This is a genomic window from Micromonospora fulviviridis (assembly GCF_014648395.1).
GTDB lineage: Bacteria > Actinomycetota > Actinomycetes > Mycobacteriales > Micromonosporaceae > Micromonospora > Micromonospora fulviviridis.
Map to the genome: position 1 here is coordinate 309518 of NZ_BMRA01000003.1, position 20870 is coordinate 330387.

A 20870-nucleotide genomic window follows, 5' to 3' on the forward strand; every position below is an offset into this window, starting at 1 on the left:
GCCCGTCCGCCCGGGAGGGTTGTCACATCGACCGGATTCGACCCGCTGGCCGTCGCCGGCGCGGGCACGGGAGGGTGACGTCATCGCACACATCGACCTCGGTCTGGACGAGCAGGCCCACCCCGGCATCAACGGGCTGGCCCGCTACCGACCGGAGACCGCCGGGCCGCTGCTCGATCTCGCCGACACGCTGCTGCACGCCCCGCATCCCACGCTGACACCGGGGGAGCGGGAGTTGATCGCCGCGTACGTGTCGGATCTGAACTCCTGCACGTTCTGCTGCGCGTCGCACTCGGCGTTCGCCGCCGCCCAGCTTCCGGCGGGGATGCCGCTGGTGGAGCAGGTGCGCCGGGACCTGGACGCGGCCCCGGTCGAGGCGAAGCTGCGGGCGCTGCTGCGGATCGCCGGGGCGGTGCAGCGCAGCGGCCGGGAGGTCACCACCGGTCTGGTGGAGGCGGCCCGAGCCGAGGGCGCCACCGACCTGGAGATCCACGACACGGTGCTGATCGCCGCCGCCTTCTGCATGTACAACCGCTACGTCGACGGCCTCGGCACGGTGGCGCCGGCCGACCCGGCGGGCTACACCCGGGCCGCGGCGCACATCGTGGCGCACGGGTACGGGGCGCGCTGACCGCTCAGCCGAGCAGGCGGGCCGTGTGCCGGCCGGCGGCGGCCGCGGCCAGGAAGTAGGCGTGGTCGCCGTCGAGCCCGCGACCCATCGTCGACAGGCCGACCGGGCTGGCCCGCAGCGCCGCGTCCAGGCCGTCTGTGGGCACGGTCACGATCCGGTGCCGCGCCGCGAGCGGGGCCAGCGCCGCCGCGACCTCGGCCGCGAGGGTCGGGTCCAGGCCGTCCGGCACGACCAGCTCCGCGGGGGCCAGGGCGACCCGGCCGTACGCGGTGAGGCTGTGGTGGGAGACGCCGCGGTGCCGGGGGCGGGGGTCGGCGTCGGAGATGCGCAGCGAGCCGACCGGCCGCCCGCCCAGGGTGGCGACCGCGTTGACCGCCTCGCCGACGGCGACTCCGGAGAAGCCCCAGCGGGTGCCGGTGCCGAGGTTGCCGGGGCCCTGGGCGACGATCGCGACGTCGGCGCCGAGCACGTGCCGCGCGGCGAGCAGGCCGCTGTGCAGGGTGCTCGCCTCCAGGTCGCCGCCGAACGCCTGGCCCACGCTGACCGTGCCGGCGAGCCGGCCGGCGAGCCCGGCGAGGGTGCGGGAGAACCAGGCCGGCAGCGCGCCGCCGTCGGTGAGCAGGTACGCCACCCGGGCGTCCGGGGCGTCGGCGTGGACGCCGGCCAGGATCGCCGGCAGCGCCGAGTGCAGGTCGGCGGTGACCACCGGCATCCCGTCGACGGACTCCGCGGCGGCCAGCCGGGCGTGGTGCGGGGAGGCCTCCTCGTCCACGCCGAGCAGGATCGGCTGCAGCGGGGTGTAGCGGGCCTTGACCAGGTGCCCGGCCTCGCGGGTGTCGGCGGCCTGCGGGGGGTCGGCGGGCAGCCGGTCGGGCAGGGCGACGACCAGCGCGTACCCGCCGGTGCCGAGGCCCATCAGCAGGGCGCCGGCGTTGAGCAGCACCCGGTCGCCGGGCTCCGGGTCGCCGACCAGCGCCGGGTACGCCAGGGCGCGCATCCGGCCGCCGTCGGGCAGGTCGACGTCGAGTTCCGCGGCGCCGGTCCACCGCCGCCGTACCGCCGTGACCGTGCCGGACCGCCATCGCACCATGCCCGGCACGCTATCGGCCGGCGTGGCGCCGCGGTGCGGCCGGGTCGGCGGGCCGCTGGTCAGGCCGGCCCGCCGCCCGTCTCCTGGTCCACCGGCCGCTGGTTCTCGTCCTGCGTGGTCCGGGCCGGGCGCCCGTGGCTGCCGCTCATCGAGCGGGTCGGGTCGAGGAAGACGTACGCGATCTCCGGGAACCGGTCGGTGAGCCGCCGCTCGGCCTCGTCGGCGGCGGCCTCGATGTCGGCGCCGGTGGCGTCGTCGTTGAAGTCGACCTTGGCGGCGACCAGGATGTCCACCGGGCCGAGGAGCATGGTCATCAGGGTGTCGATCCGGTCCACCGCCGGCAGCCCGGCCAGCTCGTGCTCGATCTGCCGGTGCAGCCGCTCGGACACGGCCCGGCCGACCAGCAGCGAGATGTTGCTGCGGGCCAGGATGCCGGCGACCACCAGCAGCAGCACGCCGATGAGGATCGAGGCGACGCCGTCGTAGAGCTCGTCGCCGGTGAGGTGCGACAGCGTGAGCCCGGCGGCGGCGAGCAGCAGGCCGATCAGGGCCGCGGTGTCCTCCAGGAAGACCGCCTTGACCGTGGTGTCGGCGGTCAGCCGCAGGTAGCGGTGCGGGGTGGCCCGCCAGCGCCGGGACTCCCTGCGGACCTGCCGGACCGCCCGGGCCAGCGAGACCGACTCGATGGCGAAGGAGATCGCCAGCACGATGTACGAGGCCAGGTAGTCGCCGGTGTGCTCGTGCACGAGGATCGTGGTGACGCCGTGGGTGATGGCGAAGCCGGCGCCGACCACGAAGGTGAACAGCGCGGCGAGGAACGCCCAGACGTAGCTCTCCTTGCCGTACCCGAAGGGGTGCCGGGTGTCGGCGGGTCGCGCCCCGCGGCGCAGCGCCAGGTAGAGCAGGACCTCGGTGGTGGTGTCGGCGACCGAGTGGGCGGCCTCGGAGAGCATCGCCGCGGAGCCGGAGATGAGGCCCGCGACCAGCTTGGCGATCGCGATGGCGAGGTTCGCCGCGCCGGCCACCACGACCGTGCCGACGCTCTCGCTCTTGACCGCCGCCTCCGCCATGCGCTCACCCTATGGCCGCCGTCGGCCGGCTGCCCGGCGAGCGGCGCAGGCCCCGGGTGGTGTGGTGCGGATCGCTACCGGGCGGGACTCCCGCGCGCCGCGCCCGCGCGGGTGCGCGCCGCGGACGTGCGGGCTGCTAGCGTTTCCCACGTGTCCCGGACCCGTACCGAACGCCTGGTCAACCTGGTGATCTGCCTGCTGTCCACGCGACGGTTCCTGACCGCCGCGCAGATCGCCGCGACCGTGCCCGGCTACGAGCACGATCCGGACGACGCCAAGGACCACGAGGCGTTCCAGCGCAAGTTCGAGCGGGACAAGGCCGAGCTGCGGGAGCTCGGGGTGCCGCTGGAGACCGGCACGGCCAGCGTCTTCGACGCCGAGCCGGGCTACCGGATCGCACCCCGTGAGTACGCCCTGCCCGACATCCCGCTCGAACCGGACGAGGCCGCCGCCGTGGGCATCGCGGCCCGGCTGTGGCAGCACGCCGGCCTGGCCGCCGCCGCCTCGTCGGGGCTGGCGAAGCTGCGCGCCGCCGGCATCGACGTCGACCCGCAGGCCACGCTGGGCCTGGAGCCGATGGTGACGGTCGACCCGGCGTTCGCGCCGCTGACCGCCGCCGCGCGGGACCGGCGCGAGGTCAACTTCGACTACCGGGTGCCCGACCGGGACGCCCCGACCCGCCGCAGGCTCCAGCCGTGGGGCGTGGTCTGCTGGCGCGGCCGCTGGTACGTGGTCGGCCACGACCTGGACCGGGCGGCGACCCGCTGCTTCCGGCTCTCCCGGGTGGTGGGCACGGTCCGGGTGACCGGCGAGCCCGGGGCGTACGAGCCGCCCGCCGGGGTGGACCTGATCAGCCACGTGGCCCGCTGGTCCGGGCCGGTGGAGCGCACCGGCCGGGCCACCGTGCTGGTCGCTCCCGGCCGCGCCGCGGGGCTGCGCCGCTGGGCGGTGGAGACCGAGGCCGGGCCGGACGGCGACCGCCTGGTCATGCCGTACGCCGACGCCGACTTCCTGGCCGGCCAGATCGTCGGGTACGGCCCGGACGTGCGGGTGTTGGAGCCGCCGGAGGTCCGCGAGGCGGTCATCCAGCGGTTGAAGGAGATCGCCGCCCGGCACGACGACCTGGCGGTGGCCGGGGGTGCCCGGTGACCCGCCCGGCGGCCCGCGGCGGCCGCGCCTCGGCGGACCGGCTGGCCCGGCTGCTGAACCTGGTGCCCTACCTGCTGGCCCGCCCCGGCATCGAGATCGCCGAGGCGGCGCACGACCTGGGGGTGACCGAGAAGCAGCTCCGCGAGGACCTGGAGCTGCTCTGGGTGTGCGGGCTGCCCGGTTACGGCCCCGGTGACCTGATCGACATGGCGTTCGACGGCGACCGGGTGACCATCACCTACGACGCCGGCATCGACCGCCCGCTCCGGCTCACCCCGGACGAGGCCCTGGCCCTGGTGGTGGCGCTGCGGATGCTCGCCGAGACGCCGGGGGTGGCCAACCGGGAGGCCGTCGAGCGGGCGCTCGCCAAGATCGAGAGCGCCGCCGGTGACCTGGCCGGCGCTCCGGTCGAGGTGCGGCTGCCCGGCGACACGGCCCGGGTCCGGGAGCTGCGCGCCGCCGTGGAGCGCGGCCGGGCGCTGCGGATCACCTACTACACGGCGGCCCGCGACGAGACCACCGAGCGCACCATCGACCCGCTGCGGATGCTGATGGTCGGCGGCCGGGCGTACGTGGAGGCGTGGTGCCGCCGGGCCGAGGCGGTCCGGCTGTTCCGGGCCGACCGGATCGACGCGGTCACCGAGCTGGCGGAGCAGGCCGTGGTGCCGCCGCAGGCCCGCCCGCACGACCTCAGCGACGGGGTGTTCCGCCCCTCGCCGGACCTGCCGCTGATCACCCTGCGGATCGGCCGGGGCGAGCGGTGGATCACCGAGTACTACCCGTGCGAGCGGGTCGAGGCCGACGGCGAGCACTGGCTGGTGTCGTTGCGCGTCACCGACCTGGGCTGGGCCCGCCGGTTCGTGCTCGGGCTCGGGCCGGACGTGACCGTGGTCGCGCCGACCGAACTGGCCGAGCAGGTCCGCGCCCAGGCGGCCGCCGCGCTGGACGCGTACGCCACTCCGGCCGACCGCGCCGATCCGGCGGTGGCCGCGGTCACCCAGTAGGCTGACCGCCGTGGTGACGTGGATCGTGGTCGGGGTCGTGCTGTTCGCGCTCGTCGTGCTGGCCCTGGCGGTCCGGCCGGTGCTGGCCCGGTTGCCCCGGCTGCGCCGCACGGCGCTGGCCCTGCAACGGCGCCAGGCCGAGGCGGAGTCGCTGCGCTCCGCCGCCGAGGAGCTCCAGGCGCGGGCCGAATCGCTCCAGGAGCGGGTGGGCGTGGCGCAGGAACGGATCGCGTTGATCAAGGCCAGCCGCGGGAAGTGATCGACGGCGGTCGGTCCGCTGTTCGGTAGCTGCGCGTTCGCGGCCGGATCCGCGCACGATTGCGCCCCCGCGGGTGGTTGACGGGACACTCCGGGTTGGCCGAGACTTCACCGACCAGGCCCGCAACCGGGGGCCCGGCAGGGTGGCAACGGTCTTCGACGCACGTACGATGGGCTCCGACCACCCTCACCGACACAGAGCGACTGGAGCTTCCCATGGGTGCCCTCAAGCCGTGGCACATCGCCGTACTCGTGGTCGTGCTGATCCTGCTCTTCGGCGCGAAGCGGCTCCCCGACGCGGCCCGCTCGCTGGGCCGTTCGCTGCGGATCATCAAGGCCGAGACCAAGAGCCTGCACGACGACGACCGTGACCTCGCCGAGAAGGCCGACGCGCAGTCCGGCTACCAGCCGCTCCCGCCGCAGCAGGTCGCTCAGCCGCAGCAGCAGTTCGCCCCGCAGCCGCAGCAGCCGGTCGCCCCGCCGGTCGACCCGGTGCAGCGCGTCCGCGAGAACTGATCCGAAAGGGCCCCACCACCGTGGCCTTCGGGTTGAAGAAGCGTGGCCCGAGCACGTTCGAGCGGGCCGCCGACGGCTCGATGACGCTCATCGAGCACTTCCGGGAACTGCGCACCCGGCTGTTCCGCGCGTCGCTGGCGGTCGTCGTCGGCCTGGTCGTCGGCTTCTGGCTCGCCGACCCGGTGTTCCTGCTGCTGAAGCGGCCGTACTGCCGGCTGCCCGACACGACGGATGCGCTGGGCCAGTGCCAGGACCTGTTGGCGCTGGCGCCCACGACCGGGTTCGTGCTGAAGCTGAAACTCGCGCTCTGGCTCGGCCTGATCATCGGTGGGCCGGTCTGGCTCTACCAGCTCTGGGCGTTCATCGCCCCGGGTCTGCACCGGCACGAGCGCAAGTGGGCGTACGTCTTCGTCGCTATCGCCGCGCCGCTGTTCGCGGCCGGCGGGGTGCTGGCCTACCTCGTGGTCGACAAGGGCCTCGGGTTCCTGATGGAATCCGGGGTGGGCGGACTGTCGAACCAGTTCGAGGTCACCGCGTACATCGGGTTCGTCACCAACATGATCCTGCTGTTCGGGGTGGCGTTCGAGTTCCCGCTGATCCTGCTCATGCTCAACTTCACCGGCGTGGCCAGTGCCCGCCGGCTGCTGAGTTGGTGGCGCGTGGTGATCTTCGTGTCCTTCGCGTTCGCGGCGATCGCCACGCCCGACCCGGGCCCGTTCGGCATGACGTTGCTGGCCACTGCGCTCTCCCTGCTCTACTTCGTCGCGGTCGGGGTGGCCTTCATCAACGACAAGCGGCGTGGCCGCGGCCGGGAGCTCTACTCGGACGTCGCCGACGACGAGGTGTCGCCGCTGGACCTGTCCGTCGAGCCGGTCGGGGCCGCCGGCGGGGTGGAGGCGAGCGCGCCGATCGGGGCGCCCGAGCCGGTCGCCGCCCCGGCGCCGATCGAACGCCGCTACGACGACATGACCTGACCCGGCCAGGCCGGGCAGCACGTCACGCCGGACGCCGTCCCCACCCCGGGGGCGGCGTCCGCGCGTGTCGGCGGGCGACCGGGCGGCCGGCGCACAGATCGAGGAAGTGGGCGGCGGGAGCCTCCCGGTGTCCGGGACACCGTGCGGCCCGGTGGCTCGGCATACTGGCGGCCATGATCGACAACGACCGGGCGGGCCGCCCCGACCTGCCCTCGGCGCTGCGCTTCCTGACCGAACTGGTTGCCTGGGTCGCCACCCCGTGGGCGCTCGCCCCGCACTCCGTGGTGCTGGCGGTCGCCTCGGTGGTGCTGCTGATCGGCCTGCCCACCGTGTTCGCCACCCCCGGCGACAAGCGGCAGGTGATCGTGCCGGTGCCCGGGCTGGTCACCGTGGCGCTGGTGCTGCTGCAACTGGTCGCCGCGGTGCTCGCCGCCTGGGCGGCCTGGCCGGAGCCGGTCGCGGTCGTGGTGACCGTGCTGGCGGCGGCCACGGTGGTGACCGAGCTGCCCCGCTGGCGCCGGCTCGCACCGCTGGCCCGCGACGGCCACCCGGCCCGTCGACCCCCTGATCCCACCCGCCGTGGGTCCGCCTGAACCGGCCCGCCGTGTGCCCCGTGATCCCACCCGCCGCGGCCGGTCGCGCCGTCAGGCCACCCGGCGGGCGGCGTCCGGCGGCGGGGCGGGCACGGCGTCCGGGTGCAGGATCGCCGCGATGGCCTCGGCGCCGTCGACCAGGCGTGGGCCGGCCCGCACGATCAGCCCGTCCGCGTCGAGCGCCCAGACCTCCGCGCCGGGGAACCGCGCGGCCACCCCGGCGGCCTGCGCGGCGGCCCCGTCCAGGTGGAAGCCGCACGGCGCGACGAGCACCACCTCGGGCCGGGCGGCCCGCAACGCGGCCCAGGTGGTCGGCGTGGACCGGGCCCCGGGGTGGGTCGCCACCGGCTCGCCGCCGGCGGTCTCGACCAGGTCGGGGATCCAGTGTCCGGCGCCGAACGGCGGGTCCACCCACTCCACCACGGCGACCCGCCGGCGGGTCCGGCCGGCCACCGCCGCGCGGACCGCCGCGAGCCGCCCCCGCAACGCGTCGACCAGGGCCTCCGCCCGGTCCGGCACCCGGGCCGCCGCGCCCACCGCCAGGACCGTGTCCAGGACGTCCGCCAGGGTGTACGGGTCGAGCGACAGCACCTCCGCCCGGCAGCCGAGGTGGTCGACGGCGTCCGCGACCCGGCCCGACGGAAGAGCGCAGACCCGGCACAGGTCCTGGGTGAGGATCAGGTCCGGGTCCAGCCCGGCCAGCGCGCCGGCGTGCAGGGTGTACAGGTCCGACCCGGCGGCGAGCTGCCCCTTGACGTACGCGTCGATCTCGCCCGGGCTCATGCCCCGGGTGTCCCGGCCGCCCACCACGACCGTGGTGCCGGCCCGGTACTCGGGCGGCACCACGCACTCGAAGGTGACCCCGACCAGCTCGTCGCCGAGCCCCAGGGCGTAGATGATCTCGGTGGCCGAGGGGAGCAGGGAGACCAGGCGCATCCCGCCATCCTGCCCGCCCTCCGCAGTTCACCGATCCCCAGGTCCCCGCCGGGGCCTGGAGTTAGTCTGGGGCGGCGCCCGAGGCGGTGCGGACGCGTCCGTCGTCGCGGCCCGCCCGGCGTCGGTGCCGGCGGCGTGACGACCCTCTCCCGGGAGGCGGTGCGGTGTCCGATCCGATCGAGGCGTTCTTCGCGCAGCTCGCCCGGCAGGCTCCCGAGCGGCTGCTGCGCCGCACCGCCGGCATGATCCGGTTCGAGCTGGAGGAGGACGGTGCCCTCGACTTCTGGCACCTGACCATCTCCCACGGCCGGATCGCGGTGGACCGCAGCGCGCGGGACGCCGACACGGTGATCCGGACCCGGCGCGACTTCTTCCTCCGGCTGGCCGCCGGCGAGGCCAAGCCGCTCACCGCCTGGCTGCGCAACGATCTCACCGCCGAGGGGCACTTCCGGTTCGTGGTCCTGCTGGAGCGGCTCTTCCCGGCGCCGCCCGGGGCGCGGCACCCGCGGGCCCTCACCGGTGGACGCGGGGAGCCCGGATGAGGCCGGACCTGGTCCGCGTGCTGGACGGCAACGTCTTCGTGCTCAGCGAGGACAACGGCGACATCGAGGCGAACGTGGCCAACCCGTGCGGCTTCTTCGACTTCGACACCCGGTTCCTGTCGGTGTGGCGGCTCACCCTGGACGGCGACCGGCTCCACCCGCTCTCCATCGCCGAGCGGGACCACCTCCACCTGCGGTTCTTCCTCGTGCCGGGCAGACCGACGCACTACGTGGACGCCAAGTCGTCGGTCATCCGGGAGCGGACCATCAACGGCGGTGTCTTCGAGGAACGGCTCACGGTGCTCAACCACAACCACGTGCCGGTGGAGTGCACCGTACGGCTCGACGTGGGGAGCGACTTCGCCCCGATTCTGGGCGTCACCGCCGAGCGCACCCCGCCGGGGCGGTTCTACCAGCGGTTCGACGAGCGCGGCCTGCGCCTCGGCTACCAGCGGGAGAGGTTCCAACGGGAGACGCTGGTGACCAGCAGCGAACCGGTGCGGGTGGACGAGCAGCGCCTCACCTGGACGGTGCGGCTGGCTCCCAGGGAGTCCTGGACGACGACCCTGCGGGTGCAGGGGCTGGTGCTGCGCCCGGACGGCGCGGACGTCCGGGACCGGTTGCAGCGGCGGGGGCGGGCCGGCGCCGACGAACGGCAGCGCGACCTGGCGAGCTGGCTGTCCCGGACGCCGCAGCTCAGCTGCGACTGGGAGGCGCTGACCGAGGTCTACCGGCGCAGCCTGGTGGACCTGGCGGCCCTGCGGTACTCGCCGCTGACCCTGCCCAACCAGGTGATGCCCGCCGCCGGCCTGCCGTGGGCGGCCACCATCACCGGCCGGGACAGCATCCTGACCAGCTTCATGGCGCTGCCCGTGGCGTCCGAACTGGCGTCGGCGACGGTGCGGATGCTCGGCATCGACCAGGGCGCGGTGCTCGACGACTTCCGCGACGAGGAGCCCGGCAAGATCCTCCGTGAGTTCCGCTACGGGGAGATGGTGGCCTTCGAGGAGCGCCCGGAGTCCCCGTACTACGGCAGTGCCGACGCGACCCCGCTCTACGTGATCCTGCTCGACGAGTACGAGCGGTGGACCGGCGACGTCGACCTGGTGCGGGAGTTCGAGGACGAGGCCCGCGCGGCGCTGCGCTGGATCGACGAGTACGGCGACCTGCTCGGTGACGGCTACGTCCGTTACCTGCGGCGCAACGAGCGCACCGGGGTGGCGAACCAGGGCTGGAAGGACTCGCCGGAGGCGATCTGCTTCGCCGACGGACGGCTGCCCGACCCGCCCCTGGCCACCTGCGAACTTCAGGGGTACGCGTACGACGCGAAGATGCGCGGCGCGCGGATGGCCCGGGAGTTCTGGGGCGACCCGGCGTACGCCGACCGGCTGGAGCGGGAGGCCGCGGCGCTGCGGGAGCGCTTCGACCGGGACTTCTGGATCGCGGACCGGGGCTACTACGCGCTCGCCCTGGACAGCGACGGCCGGCAGGTCGACGCGCTGGCGTCCAACATGGGCCACCTGCTGTGGAGCGGCATCGTCCCGGCGGAGCGGGCCGCGCAGGTGGCCGCCCACCTGGTCGGGCCCCGGCTCTTCTCCGGCTGGGGGATCCGCAGCCTGGCCACCGGGCAGGAGCGCTACAACCCGCTCGGCTACCACGTCGGGGCGGTGTGGCCGTTCGACAACGCGCTGATCACCTGGGGCCTTCGCCGGTACGGCTTCACCGAGGAGGCGGGGCGGGTCGCCGAGGCCATCGTGGACGTCTCCCGGTACTTCCACGGCCGGCTGCCCGAGGCGTTCGCCGGCTATCCCCGCGAGCTGACCGAGTATCCGGTGCGCTACCCGACCGCGAACAGCCCGCAGGCGATGGCGACGGCCGCCCCGTTCCTGCTGCTGCGCGCCCTGCTCGGGCTGGAGGCGGCCGGCGAGCACCTGTTGATGGCGCCGCGGGTGCCGGCCCGGTTCGGCCGGGTGGAACTGCTCGACGTGCCGGGCCGGTGGGGCCGGCGGGACGTGATCGGCAGCGGGCTGGCCCGCGCCGCCCGCTGACCGCCCCGTCGCCGGCCCTGTCCCCTTGCCAGCAGGGCCGGCCCGCTTACACTCTCCTGACTCCGCCGAGTCCCCCCGGGCGGTGTGCCGGGGCGGTTGTCGGCGCCCGTCCTGGTCAGCACGCTGACCTCCGCTCCGGAGAGCCGATGAAGAGCCGTACCGCCGCCGTCGTGGCCGCGATCTGCGCCACCGCCGCCCTCACCGCCTGTGGTGACGACGACCCCGCCCCGAAGGGCAGCCAGGTCCCGGTGACCGCCACCGACACCAGCTGTGAGGTCGCCACCACCCTCTTCAACCCGGGCGCCGTCACCTTCACGGTGACCAACCGGGGGCAGCAGGCCACCGGGGTGTACCTCTACGGCCGGGAGAAGGCCGGGTTCACCAAGGTGGTCGCCGAGGCGGCGGACGTCGCGCCGGGCAAGACCGGCGACCTCAGCGCCACCCTCGCCACCGGCCAGTACGAGGTCGCCTGCCGGCCCGGCCGGCAGGGCGACGGCGTGCGGACCCGCATCACGGTCTCCGACGACGGCACCGTGGCCAGCGCCGCGGCCGAGACGGCGTACGACCGGGAGGTCGCGGTCGAGTTGACGGCGGCCGGGATCACCGGCGCGGACGGGCTGATCGCCGAGCCCGGCGAGAAGATCGCGTTCCGGGTGACGAACAAGGCCACCGGTGCCCGGACGCTGAACGTGCTCGACCCGGACGCCAAGCCGGCCGCCGAGATCAAGGTGGAGCCGAACGGCAAGGCGGAGGCGGTCGTGGTGGTCGGCGGCGCCGGCAACTGGACGCTGAAGGTCACCGGCGACGGCGCCGCCCCGGCGACGAGACGGTTCGTCGTGCGCTGACCGGTGAGCCCCGCCACCCGGTGGGGAAATCGGATTCGCGGCGTGTCCCGGGCGGTCTAGTGTTCGCCCGGGGCCGCCCGCCCCGCCGCCGGCCGCACCGGCCCGGCGCCCGCCCCGACCACCGGGAGGACCCCACCCATGCGCGCCACCGTCATCCACGGCCCGAACGACATCCGGGTCGAGGAGGTGCCGGACGCCACCGTCCGCACCCCCACCGACGCCGTCGTCCGCGTCGTGCTGGCCTGCATCTGCGGCAGCGACCTGTGGGCGTACCGCGGGGTGGCGCAGCGGCAGCCGGGGCAGCGCATCGGGCACGAGTTCCTCGGCGTGGTCGAGGCGGTCGGCGCCGAGGTCGGCTCGGTGCGGGTCGGCGACCTGGTGGTGGCGCCGTTCGTCTGGTCCGACGGGACCTGCGACTTCTGCCGCGAAGGGCTGCACACCTCCTGCCCGCACGGCGGCTTCTGGGGGTCCGTCGGCTCCGACGGCGGTCAGGGCGAGGCCGTCCGGGTGCCGTACGCCGACGGCACCCTGGTGAAGCTGCCCGCCGAGGCGGCCGGCGACGAGCGGCTGCTCACCGCGCTGCTGGCCCTCTCCGACGTGCTGGCCACCGGCCACCACGCCGCCCTCGCCGCGCGGGTCCGCCCCGGGGCCACCGTCGCCGTGGTCGGTGACGGCGCGGTCGGGCTCTGCGGGGTGCTCGCCGCGAAGCGGCTCGGCGCGGAGCAGATCATCGCGCTGGGCCGGCACACCGCCCGCACCGACATCGCCCGCTCGTTCGGGGCCACCGACGTGGTCGCCGAGCGGGGAGAGGCGGCGATCGCCGCGGTGCGGGAGCTGACCAAGGGGCAGGGCGCGCACGCCGTGCTGGAGGCGGTCGGCACCGAGGACTCGATGCGGACGGCGATCTCCATCGCCCGCGACGGCGGCGCGGTCGGCTACGTCGGGGTCCCGCACGGCGGCAGCGCCGGCGTGGACATCGGGCAGATGTTCAACCGCAACGTGGCCCTCGCCGGCGGCGTCGCGCCGGCCCGGGCGTACCTGCCGGAACTGCTGGCCGACGTGCTGGCCGGCGCCATCGACCCGTCGCCGGTCTTCGACCGGTCGGTGACCCTCGACGGGGTGCCGGACGGCTACCGGGCGATGGACGAGCGGACCGCGCTGAAGGTGCTCATCACCTTCTGAGCCGGCGCGCCACGGCCGGCCGCCGCACGGCGCGGTGTCACCCCTGGTGAACGGCCTGGCTCGTGCCGTACGGTGCTCGCCGTGACCGCGCACGATCTTGTCCCGCCCGGCCCGGTGGCCGTGCTCGCCAACCCGACCGCCGGCCGGGGACGCCACCGTGGCCTGCTGCCCCGGCTGCTGGAGCGGCTGGGCGGCGCGGGCCGGCCGGTCGAACTGCTGCGGGCGCGTACGCCCGAGGAGGCGGAGGCTGCGTGCCACGCCGCGGTCGCCGGCGGCGCCGGGGCGCTGGTGGCCGTGGGCGGGGACGGCACGGTGCACCGGGCGTTGCAGGCGGTGGCCGGGACGGCGGTGCCGTTCGGCCCGGTGCCCGCCGGCACCGGCAACGACTTCGCCGTGGACACCGGCTTCCCGGCCGACCCCCTCGCCGCCGTGGAGGTGATCGCCGACGCGCTGCGCGCCGGCCGGACCCGCCCGGTGGACCTGGCCCGGCTGACCACCCCCGACGGCGGCGACCGCTGGTACGGCGCCGTGCTGGCCGCCGGCTTCGACGCGATCGTCAACGAGCGGGCCAACCGGATGCGCTGGCCGCGCGGCCCACGCCGCTACGACCTGGCCATCCTCGTCGAGCTGGCCCGGCTGCGGCCGCGCCGCTACCGGCTGCGCCTCGACGGGGCGGAGCAGGAGGTGGACGCGGTGCTGGTCGCGGTCGGCAACGCGGCCAGCTACGGCGGCGGCATGCGGATCTGCCCCGACGCCGACCCGCACGACGGCCTGCTGGACGTGGTGGTGGGCGGTCGCTTCGACCGGCGCACCCTGATGCGGGTCAAGCCGCGCATCTACCAGGGCACCCACGTCACCCACCCGCTGGTGCGCAGCTACCGGGCCCGCACGGTCGAACTGGACGCCGAGGGCATCACGACGTACGTCGACGGGGAGCGGGCGTTCGACCTCCCGGTGCGGGTCAGCGCGGTGCCGGCGGCGGTGCGGCTGCTGCGCTGACCAGCGCGGCGCCCTCGACGTCCGGCCGGGCGGACGGCGGCGCGGCGGCCGGCGCGCCGGCCCGTACCGCGCCGATGCTCGCGGCGATCACCAGGGCGATGGCGACCACCTCCACGGGGTGCAGCGCCTGGCCGAGCACCAGCCACCCGGCCAGCGCGGCGATGGCCGGCCCGAGGCTCATCAGCACGGCGAAGGTCGCCGTGGGCAGCCGCCGCAGCGCCAGCAGCTCCAGGGTGTACGGCAGCACCGAGGCGAGCAGGGCCAGCCCGGTGCCGAGCCCCAGCACCGTCGGGTGCCACAGCCGGCCGCCCGAGCCGACCAGCCCGATGGGCAGGGTGACCAGCGCGGCCACCGCGAGCGCCAGGGCCAGCCCGTCGGCCCGGGGGAACCGCCCACCGACCCGGGCCGAGCAGACGATGTACGCCGCCCAGAGCGCGCCCGCGGCCAGCGCCAGCCCGGCGCCGACCGGGTCCAGCCGGTCGAAGCCGCCCTGGCCGAGCAGGGCCACACCGGCCAGCGCCAGCCCGGCCCAGCACCAGGCGGCCAGCCGGCGGGCGGTGACCACGGACAGCGCCAGCGGGCCGAGCACCTCCAGGGTCACCGCCGGTCCGAGCGGGATCCGCTCGATCGCCTGGTAGAAGATCGAGTTCATGCCGGCCAGGGCCAGCCCGAAGGCGACCACGGCCGCCCAGTCGCCCCGGCCGTGCCCGCGCAGCCGGGGGCGGCACACGGCCAGCATCAGCAGCGCGCCGATGGTCAGCCGCAGGGTGACCGCCCCGGCCACCCCGGTACGCGGGAACAGCAGCGCGGCCACCGCCGAGCCGAACTGCACCGACAGCGCCCCGCCGAGCACCAGCCCGACCGCGCCCAGCCGGCCGCCGGACAGCCGTCCGGTGACCCGGCGACGAAAGGAGCGGTCGGTCGTCATGCCGTTACGCTAGCGCCGCTGGTCAGCCGCGGTGCCTCCGGGCCGCCCGGCGTGCGACCGGCGCGGTCAGTTCCGTAGGGCGAGGTCGAGGACGGCGCCCAGCCCGTTCGGGCGGCCGGGGTCGGCGCAGGGCAGCACCAGCACCCCGCAGCCGGCCCGCACCGCCCCCGCGTCGGCGGGGGTGTCGCCCACCATGAGCGTCCGCTCCGGGTCGACGCCGAGCATCCCGCACGCCCGCAGGAAGATCCCCGGGTCCGGCTTGCAGCGCCCCACCTCGTACGACAGCGCGTAGGCGTCGACCAGCCCGTCCAGCTTCCAGGCGGCGAGCAGCGGCCGGATGTCGAAGCCGATGTTGCTGACCACCGCCACCTTCACCCCGGCGTCCCGCAGCGCGCCCAGTACCGGCTCGGTGTCCGGGTACGGGACCCAGCCCTCGGGGACCAGCAGCCGCTCGTAGAGCGCGTCGGCGAACCCCTCGATGCCGGCGTCCACGGTCTCGGCCAGCCCCGTGTACGCGCTTCGGTGGGCGTGCGGGTAGAGATCCCGGTCGGCCCAGAGCTCGGCCAGCCGGGGCGGCACCCGGGTCGGCAGCGGCCCGCCCGCCCGGCCGGCGGTGAGCAGCCGGTCGGCCAGCGCGGTGGCCCGCACCCGGTCCAGCTCGACCCCGCAGGCCGCCGCGGCGGCGAGGACCCACTCGCGGGGCTCCTCCACCTGCGCGAGGGTGCCGTGGAAGTCGAAGAGCACCGCCTCCACGGGGCGACGGGACGGGCTCGGGCGGACGGCGTCGTCGGCGCCGCTCGAGACTCGGGGCGGTTCGGCATGATCCGGCACGTCGTGCACCCTACCGACCCGCTCCGACCCACCTGCCGGACGGCCTTGGCCGGTGGTCGTCGGCCCCACCGATTAATCTTGGTGACATGTCGAGCCCCGCCGAGCGGTACGCCGCGGCGCGCCGCCGGGCCGCGCAGGCCTCCGCCTTCCCGGCCCTGGACGAATTCGCTCTCGATCTGGGGTTCGACCTCGACGACTTCCAGCGGGAGGCGTGCGAGGCCCTGGAACGGGGAAGCGGCGTGCTGGTGTGCGCGCCCACCGGCGCCGGCAAGACCGTGGTGGGCGAGTTCGCCGTACACCTGGCGCTGCGTGGCACGCCCGGGAAGCCGGCGGCGGCCGGCGGCGGCGGGGGGCCGACCACCCGGCGCAAGTGCTTCTACACCACGCCGATCAAGGCGCTGTCCAACCAGAAGTACCACGACCTGGTCGACCGCTACGGCGCCGAGCAGGTCGGCCTGCTCACCGGCGACAACGCGATCAACGGCGACGCGCCCGTGGTGGTGATGACCACCGAGGTCCTGCGCAACATGCTCTACGCCGGCTCGGCCACCCTCGAGGGCCTGGCCTACGTGGTGATGGACGAGGTGCACTACCTCGCCGACCGGTTCCGCGGCGGCGTCTGGGAAGAGGTGATCATCCACCTGCCCGCCTCGGTCACCCTGGTCTCGCTCTCCGCCACCGTCTCCAACGCCGAGGAGTTCGCCGACTGGCTGGTCACCGTGCGCGGCGAGACCGCCGTGGTGGTCAGCGAGCACCGCCCGGTGCCGCTCTGGCAGCACATGCTGGTCGGCAAGCGGATGTTCGACCTGTTCCACGACGCCGACGCCGCCCGCAAGCACGACGTCCACCCGGAGCTGCTGCGCTACACCCGGGACACCGTGCGCCGGCTGGAGCTGGGGGAGGGGCGCAGCGCCGGCCCCGGCGCGGGGCGGCGCGGACCCCGCTGGCGCGGCCCGATGCGCCCCGACATCGTCGAGCGGCTCGACCGGGAGAACCTGCTGCCGGCGATCCTGTTCATCTTCAGCCGGGCCGGCTGCCAGGCGGCCGTCCAGCAGTGCCTCGCCGCCGGGCTGCGGCTCACCTCGCCCGAGGAGCGCACCGAGATCCGGCAGGTCGTCGAGTCGCGGATCACCGCCATCCCCGGCGAGGACCTGACCGTGCTGGGCTACTGGGAGTGGCTCGACGGGCTGGAGCGCGGCCTCGCCGCCCACCACGCCGGCATGCTGCCCGCGTTCAAGGAGGTCGTCGAGGAGCTGTTCGTCCGCGGCCTGGTCAAGGCGGTCTTCGCCACCGAGACGCTCGCCCTGGGCATCAACATGCCGGCCCGCTGCGTGGTCCTGGAGCGCCTGGTCAAGTTCAACGGCGAGGCGCACGTCGACCTCACCCCGGGGGAGTACACGCAGCTCACCGGGCGGGCCGGCCGGCGCGGCATCGACGTCGAGGGCCACGCCGTGGTGGTCTGGTCGCCGGAGACCGATCCCCGGCACGTCGCCGGTCTCGCCTCCACCCGCACCTACCCGCTGCGGTCCAGCTTCCGGCCCTCCTACAACATGGCCGTCAACCTGGTCGGCACCGTCGGCGCGGAGCCGGCCCGGGCCCTGCTGGAGTCCTCGTTCGCGCAGTTCCAGGCGGACCGGTCGGTGGTCGGCCTGGCCCGGCAGGTGCAGCGCAACACCGAGACCATCGAGGCGTACGGCGCCGAGGCGGCCTGCCACCAGGGCGACTTCGACGAGTACTTCGCTCTGCGGGTGGCCATCGCCGACCGGGAGCGCGCCATCGCCCGGCAGGGCCAGACCCAGCGCAAGGCGGCGGCGGTCGCCTCGCTGGAACGGCTGCGGGTGGGCGACGTGATACGGGTGCCCTCGGGCCGGCGGGCCGGCCTCGCCGTGGTGCTCGACCCGGCCACCGGCGGCTTCGGTGAGCCCCGGCCGCTGGTGCTCACCCAGGACCGGTGGGCTGGACGGGTCAGCCCCGGCGACTTCACCACCCCGGCCGAGGTGCTCGCCCGGATCCGGGTGCCGAAGCACTTCAACCACCGTTCGCCGGCGGCCCGCCGGGACCTGGCCGCCGAGGTCAGCGGCACCGGGCTGGACCGGCACGGTCGGCGCGGCGGGCGTTCCCGGCAGGCGGCCGGCGAGGACCACCGGCTCAGTCAGCTCCGCACCGAGCTGCGCGGGCACCCCTGCCACGCCTGCCCCGACCGCGAGGAGCACGCCCGCTGGGCCGAGCGGCGCCGCCGCCTGGAGCGCGACACCGAGGAGCTGCGCCAGCGGGTGGCCGGCCGGACCGGTTCGCTGGCCCGCACCTTCGACCGGATCGTCGCGCTGCTGACCGCGCGCGGCTACCTCACCGAGGAGGGCGAGGTGACCGACGCCGGCCGGATGCTCGGCCGGATCTGGACCGAGGCCGACCTGCTGGTCGCCGAGTGCCTGCGCCGCAAGGTGTGGGACGGGCTCTCCCCGGCCGAGCTGGCCGCCGCCGTCTCCGTGGTGGTCTTCGAGGCCCGCCGGGACGTCGACGAGCGGGCCGGTCTGCCCCGCGGTCCGGTCGCGGAGGCGGTCGACGAGACGCTGAAGCTCTGGGGCGACATCGAGGCCGACGAGGCGTCCCGTGGCCTGGCGGTCACCCGCGAGCCGGACCTCGGCTTCGCCTGGCCGATCTACCGCTGGGCGCGGGGCGAGGCGCTGGCCAAGGTGCTGGCCAGCGGCCACCAGATCGACGGCGAGATGCCGGCCGGCGACTTCGTCCGCTGGGCCCGGCAGGTGGTCGACCTGCTCGGCCAGCTCGCCGACTCCGGCGGCGCGTCCACCGAGCTGCGCTCGACCGCGCGGCAGGCGATCGCGGCGGTCAACCGGGGCGTGCTGGCCTACCACGCCACCGCCTGATCCGGCCGGAGCGGCCCGCCCCGGCCGTTCCGGTCAGGGCCGGGGCAGGGCGAGCGCGTCCACGAGGCGCCGGCACGAGCCGGCCAGGTTCCACCGTTGCGCGAGCTCCAGCAGCCGGTCCGGGTCCGCCGGCGCCGTCGGCAGGGCGGTGGCCAGCTTCGGCAGCGGCACGTCGGTGGCGACCCGGACCACCTTCGGCGCGACGGCCAGGTAGTCGCGGGCCCCGTTCAGCTTGGTGCGCAGCCCGGGGGCGAAGCCGGAACCCGGGTCGTCCAGCGCGGCGAGGATGCCGGGCAGGCCGTCGTAGCGCTCGATGAGGCGGGCGGCGGTCTTCTCGCCCACCCCGGGCACGCCGGGCAGGCCGTCGCTCGGGTCGCCGCGCAGCGCCGCGAAGTCGGCGTAGCGGTCGGCGGGCACGCCGTAGCGGGCCCGGACCGCGGCGTCGTCGCAGTCGTCGAGCTTGGCCACGCCGCGGCCCACGTAGAGCAGGCGCACCTGGCGGGTGTCGTCGACGAGCTGGAACAGGTCGCGGTCGCCGGAGACCACCTCGGCCGGGCCGGGCTGGGTCACCGAGAGGGTGCCGAGCACGTCGTCGGCCTCGTAGCCGGTCGCGCCGACGGCGGGGATGCCGAGCGCGTCGAGGACTTCCAGGATCATCGGCACCTGCGGGGAGAGAGTGTCCGGAACCACCTCGCCGCCCTCGGGCGCGACCCGGTGCGCCTTGTACGACGGCAGCAGCTCGACCCGCCACGCCGGTCGCCAGTCGTGGTCGAGCGCGCAGACCATCCGGTCCGGCCGGCGGGTGCGGACGAGCTGGGCCAGCATGTCGAGGAAGCCGCGGACGGCGTTGACCGGCTGGCCGTCGTCCGTCTTCGCCGCCGACTCGGGAATGCCGAAGTAGGCGCGGAAGTAGAGGCTCGGGGAGTCGATCAGCAGGATCGGGGGTCGGTGTGCCACGCCGACAAGCCTGGCACAGCCCACCGACGAGGTGGGGGACGCGGCGGCAAAATACTAGCCATGTACATCATGTCCATGTACTGTTTCTCGCATGGACGCAACGCCGATCGGCCCCAGCCCCGGCCACCTGGTCTGGCGGCTGGCCATGCGCTGGCGGGTGGCGGTCGACCGGGCGCTCGCCCCGCTCGGCCTCACCCACGCGCAGTACGTGCTGCTCTCCTCACTGCACGGGATGCGCCGCGCCGGCCGGCACCCGAGCCAGCGCGAGCTGGCCGACCACACCGGCCTGGAGCCGCTCTACGTGTCGAAACTGGCCCGGTCCCTGGAGGCCGACGGGCTGGTGCGACGCGAGCGCGACCCGGCCGACACGCGCGCGGTCCGGCTGACCCTGACCGAGCGGGGGCAGGAGGTGGTCCGCCCGGCGATCGACACCGTCCAGGCGCTGCTCGACCGGCTGCTCGCCCCGCTCGGTGGCCGGGACGACCCGCGTACGGCGGGGTTCGTCCGCGACCTGTCCACGCTGCTGGACACCCCGCTCGACCCACCCGACTGACGAAGGAGCCCCGGGACATGCCCGAGACGCGCGTACTGGACTCGACCATCCACCACGAGGAGAGCGGCGCCGGGACGGCGTTCGTGTTCCTGCACGGCAATCCCGGCTCGTCGCACACCTGGCGCGGGGTGCTGCCCGGGGTCGGCGCGGGCCGGCTGCTCGCACCCGACCTGATCGGCATGGGCCGCTCCGGCAAGCCCGACCTGCCGTACCTCTTCGCCGACCACGCCCGCTACCTGGACGCCTGGTTCGACGCCCTCGACCTGACCGACGTGGTGCTGGTCGGCCACGACTGGGGCGGCGCGCTCGCCTTCGACTGGGCGGCCCGGCACCCCGAGCGGGTGCGCGGCGTGGCGTTCCTGGAGACCATGGTCAAGCCGATGGCGTGGAGCGACCTGTCGCCGCAGGCCCGGGCCCGCTCCGAGGCGATCCGCACGCCGGGCGTCGGCGAGCAGCTCGTGCTCGACCAGGACCTGCTCGTCCGGCAGGCGTTCACCGGCGGGGTGCTCCAGCCCGTCGGCGAGGAGGACCTGAAGACCTACCTCGCGCCGTACCCGACCCGGGAGAGCCGGCGGCCGCTGCTGGCCTGGGCGCGCCAGATGCCGCTCGGCGGCGAGCCGGCCGAGCTGGTCGCCCGGATCGAGGCGTACGACCGGTGGCTGGCCGCCAGCGACGAGGTGCCCAAGCTGCTGCTGACCTTCGAGGGCTCACCGACCCTGCTGATCACCCCGGAGCTGGCCGACTGGTGCGCGCGGAACATGGCGGCCCTGGAGACGGTCGCCTGCGGGCCGGCCGGGCACCACGCGCCCGAGGACCGCCCCGCCGAGATCGCCGCCGCGCTCTCCGCCTGGGCGGACCGCCACCACCTCCGCTGACCGG

21 protein-coding genes are annotated in these 20870 nt (G+C 75.4%); 15 read left to right on the forward strand and 6 right to left on the reverse strand.

Features of this window, described 5'->3' with window-relative positions:
• Positions 1 to 82 precede the first annotated feature (82 nt).
• Positions 83 to 631, forward strand: coding sequence for a carboxymuconolactone decarboxylase family protein (locus tag IEY96_RS09990; RefSeq protein WP_189194777.1), 549 nt, complete (start codon positions 83 to 85; stop codon positions 629 to 631).
• Between the two features lie 4 nt (positions 632 to 635).
• Here the strand turns inward: IEY96_RS09990 and IEY96_RS09995 are convergent, their stop codons facing one another.
• Together IEY96_RS09995 and IEY96_RS10000 are read right to left on the reverse strand one after the other, a co-directional pair.
• Positions 636 to 1721: a DUF3866 family protein gene (locus IEY96_RS09995; protein WP_189194521.1), complete on the reverse strand. Its 1086-nt coding sequence runs from the start codon at positions 1719 to 1721 to the stop codon at positions 636 to 638.
• 59 nt (positions 1722 to 1780) lie between these two features.
• Complete coding sequence (locus IEY96_RS10000; RefSeq protein WP_189194522.1) at positions 1781 to 2791, reverse strand: cation diffusion facilitator family transporter; 1011 nt, start codon at positions 2789 to 2791, stop codon at positions 1781 to 1783.
• Positions 2792 to 2941: 150 nt separating this feature from the next.
• On the opposite strand from IEY96_RS10000, the gene IEY96_RS10005 reads away from it, so the two are divergent.
• The 6 genes from IEY96_RS10005 (at position 2942) to IEY96_RS10030 (ending at position 7285) form a co-directional block, all read left to right on the forward strand.
• On the forward strand, positions 2942 to 3940 hold the full coding sequence (locus IEY96_RS10005) for a helix-turn-helix transcriptional regulator (protein ID WP_189194523.1): 999 nt from the start codon (positions 2942 to 2944) through the stop codon (positions 3938 to 3940).
• Positions 3937 to 4944: a helix-turn-helix transcriptional regulator gene (locus tag IEY96_RS10010; RefSeq protein ID WP_189194524.1), complete on the forward strand. Its 1008-nt coding sequence runs from the start codon at positions 3937 to 3939 to the stop codon at positions 4942 to 4944. The genes IEY96_RS10005 and IEY96_RS10010 overlap by 4 nt, the downstream gene beginning before the upstream one ends.
• A 10-nt stretch (positions 4945 to 4954) precedes the next feature.
• A complete protein-coding gene (locus IEY96_RS10015; protein ID WP_189194525.1) occupies positions 4955 to 5203 on the forward strand; it encodes a hypothetical protein in 249 nt (82 codons plus the stop codon).
• Positions 5204 to 5418: 215 nt separating this feature from the next.
• Positions 5419 to 5718 carry a Sec-independent protein translocase subunit TatA gene (tatA, locus tag IEY96_RS10020; RefSeq protein ID WP_189194526.1) on the forward strand — a complete coding sequence of 100 codons (300 nt, stop codon included), beginning with the start codon at positions 5419 to 5421 and terminating at the stop codon, positions 5716 to 5718.
• A gap of 20 nt (positions 5719 to 5738) precedes the next feature.
• A complete protein-coding gene (gene tatC, locus IEY96_RS10025; RefSeq protein ID WP_189194527.1) occupies positions 5739 to 6692 on the forward strand; it encodes a twin-arginine translocase subunit TatC in 954 nt (317 codons plus the stop codon).
• A 173-nt stretch (positions 6693 to 6865) separates the two neighbouring features.
• Positions 6866 to 7285, forward strand: a complete 420-nt coding sequence (locus IEY96_RS10030; protein WP_189194528.1) for a hypothetical protein — start codon at positions 6866 to 6868, stop codon at positions 7283 to 7285.
• A 51-nt stretch (positions 7286 to 7336) separates the two neighbouring features.
• On the opposite strand, the gene IEY96_RS10035 is transcribed toward IEY96_RS10030, so the two are convergent.
• A complete protein-coding gene (locus IEY96_RS10035) occupies positions 7337 to 8221 on the reverse strand; it encodes an ABC transporter substrate-binding protein (protein WP_189194529.1) in 885 nt (294 codons plus the stop codon).
• A gap of 164 nt (positions 8222 to 8385) precedes the next feature.
• On the opposite strand from IEY96_RS10035, the gene IEY96_RS10040 reads away from it, so the two are divergent.
• The 5 genes from IEY96_RS10040 (at position 8386) to IEY96_RS10060 (ending at position 13837) form a co-directional block, all read left to right on the forward strand.
• Positions 8386 to 8763, forward strand: a complete 378-nt coding sequence (locus IEY96_RS10040; protein WP_189194530.1) for an SCP2 sterol-binding domain-containing protein — start codon at positions 8386 to 8388, stop codon at positions 8761 to 8763.
• The gene (locus tag IEY96_RS10045) at positions 8760 to 10811 is read left to right on the forward strand and encodes an amylo-alpha-1,6-glucosidase (protein WP_189194531.1); all 2052 of its coding nucleotides are present in this window, start codon (positions 8760 to 8762) and stop codon (positions 10809 to 10811) included. Before IEY96_RS10040 ends, IEY96_RS10045 begins: the two co-directional genes overlap by 4 nt.
• Positions 10812 to 10957: 146 nt before the next feature.
• Positions 10958 to 11656, forward strand: a complete 699-nt coding sequence (locus tag IEY96_RS10050; protein ID WP_189194532.1) for a hypothetical protein — start codon at positions 10958 to 10960, stop codon at positions 11654 to 11656.
• 138 nt (positions 11657 to 11794) lie between these two features.
• A complete protein-coding gene (locus IEY96_RS10055; protein WP_189194533.1) occupies positions 11795 to 12838 on the forward strand; it encodes a zinc-dependent alcohol dehydrogenase family protein in 1044 nt (347 codons plus the stop codon).
• A gap of 72 nt (positions 12839 to 12910) precedes the next feature.
• Entirely contained in the window at positions 12911 to 13837 is a 927-nt protein-coding gene (locus tag IEY96_RS10060) for a diacylglycerol kinase (protein ID WP_189194534.1), read from the forward strand.
• On the opposite strand, the gene IEY96_RS10065 is transcribed toward IEY96_RS10060, so the two are convergent.
• Both IEY96_RS10065 and IEY96_RS10070 read right to left on the reverse strand, forming a co-directional pair.
• Entirely contained in the window at positions 13800 to 14765 is a 966-nt protein-coding gene (locus tag IEY96_RS10065) for an EamA family transporter (protein ID WP_189194535.1), read from the reverse strand. The genes IEY96_RS10060 and IEY96_RS10065 overlap by 38 nt on opposite strands.
• Positions 14766 to 14831: 66 nt before the next feature.
• A complete protein-coding gene (locus IEY96_RS10070; protein ID WP_373293540.1) occupies positions 14832 to 15596 on the reverse strand; it encodes an HAD family hydrolase in 765 nt (254 codons plus the stop codon).
• 86 nt (positions 15597 to 15682) lie between these two features.
• Between IEY96_RS10070 and IEY96_RS10075 the strand changes: the two genes are divergently transcribed.
• Complete coding sequence (locus IEY96_RS10075) at positions 15683 to 18481, forward strand: DEAD/DEAH box helicase (RefSeq protein WP_189194537.1); 2799 nt, start codon at positions 15683 to 15685, stop codon at positions 18479 to 18481.
• 33 nt (positions 18482 to 18514) lie between these two features.
• Here the strand turns inward: IEY96_RS10075 and IEY96_RS10080 are convergent, their stop codons facing one another.
• The gene (locus IEY96_RS10080) at positions 18515 to 19438 is read right to left on the reverse strand and encodes a 5'-3' exonuclease (protein WP_189194538.1); all 924 of its coding nucleotides are present in this window, start codon (positions 19436 to 19438) and stop codon (positions 18515 to 18517) included.
• Positions 19439 to 19529: 91 nt separating this feature from the next.
• Here IEY96_RS10080 and IEY96_RS10085 point away from each other — a divergent pair, with 91 nt between their 5' ends.
• Positions 19530 to 19991, forward strand: coding sequence for a MarR family winged helix-turn-helix transcriptional regulator (locus IEY96_RS10085; RefSeq protein ID WP_189194539.1), 462 nt, complete (start codon positions 19530 to 19532; stop codon positions 19989 to 19991).
• Positions 19992 to 20008: 17 nt separating this feature from the next.
• Positions 20009 to 20866 (forward strand): haloalkane dehalogenase, encoded by an 858-nt coding sequence (locus IEY96_RS10090; protein ID WP_189194540.1) that lies wholly within the window; start codon positions 20009 to 20011, stop codon positions 20864 to 20866.
• Positions 20867 to 20870 lie beyond the last annotated feature (4 nt).

What these genes read in the sequence shown, in the direction of transcription:
- IEY96_RS09995 (WP_189194521.1), bottom strand. Translation starts at nt 1,721, where the DNA reads ATGGTGCGATGGCGGTCCGGCACGGTCACGGCGGTACGGCGGCGGTGG.
- IEY96_RS10000 (WP_189194522.1), bottom strand. Translation starts at nt 2,791, where the DNA reads ATGGCGGAGGCGGCGGTCAAGAGCGAGAGCGTCGGCACGGTCGTGGTG.
- tatA (WP_189194526.1), top strand. Translation starts at nt 5,419, where the DNA reads ATGGGTGCCCTCAAGCCGTGGCACATCGCCGTACTCGTGGTCGTGCTG.
- IEY96_RS10030 (WP_189194528.1), top strand. Translation starts at nt 6,866, where the DNA reads ATGATCGACAACGACCGGGCGGGCCGCCCCGACCTGCCCTCGGCGCTG.
- IEY96_RS10035 (WP_189194529.1), bottom strand. Translation starts at nt 8,221, where the DNA reads ATGCGCCTGGTCTCCCTGCTCCCCTCGGCCACCGAGATCATCTACGCC.
- IEY96_RS10045 (WP_189194531.1), top strand. Translation starts at nt 8,760, where the DNA reads ATGAGGCCGGACCTGGTCCGCGTGCTGGACGGCAACGTCTTCGTGCTC.
- IEY96_RS10050 (WP_189194532.1), top strand. Translation starts at nt 10,958, where the DNA reads ATGAAGAGCCGTACCGCCGCCGTCGTGGCCGCGATCTGCGCCACCGCC.
- IEY96_RS10055 (WP_189194533.1), top strand. Translation starts at nt 11,795, where the DNA reads ATGCGCGCCACCGTCATCCACGGCCCGAACGACATCCGGGTCGAGGAG.
- IEY96_RS10065 (WP_189194535.1), bottom strand. Translation starts at nt 14,765, where the DNA reads ATGACGACCGACCGCTCCTTTCGTCGCCGGGTCACCGGACGGCTGTCC.
- IEY96_RS10075 (WP_189194537.1), top strand. Translation starts at nt 15,683, where the DNA reads ATGTCGAGCCCCGCCGAGCGGTACGCCGCGGCGCGCCGCCGGGCCGCG.
- IEY96_RS10085 (WP_189194539.1), top strand. Translation starts at nt 19,530, where the DNA reads ATGGACGCAACGCCGATCGGCCCCAGCCCCGGCCACCTGGTCTGGCGG.
- IEY96_RS10090 (WP_189194540.1), top strand. Translation starts at nt 20,009, where the DNA reads ATGCCCGAGACGCGCGTACTGGACTCGACCATCCACCACGAGGAGAGC.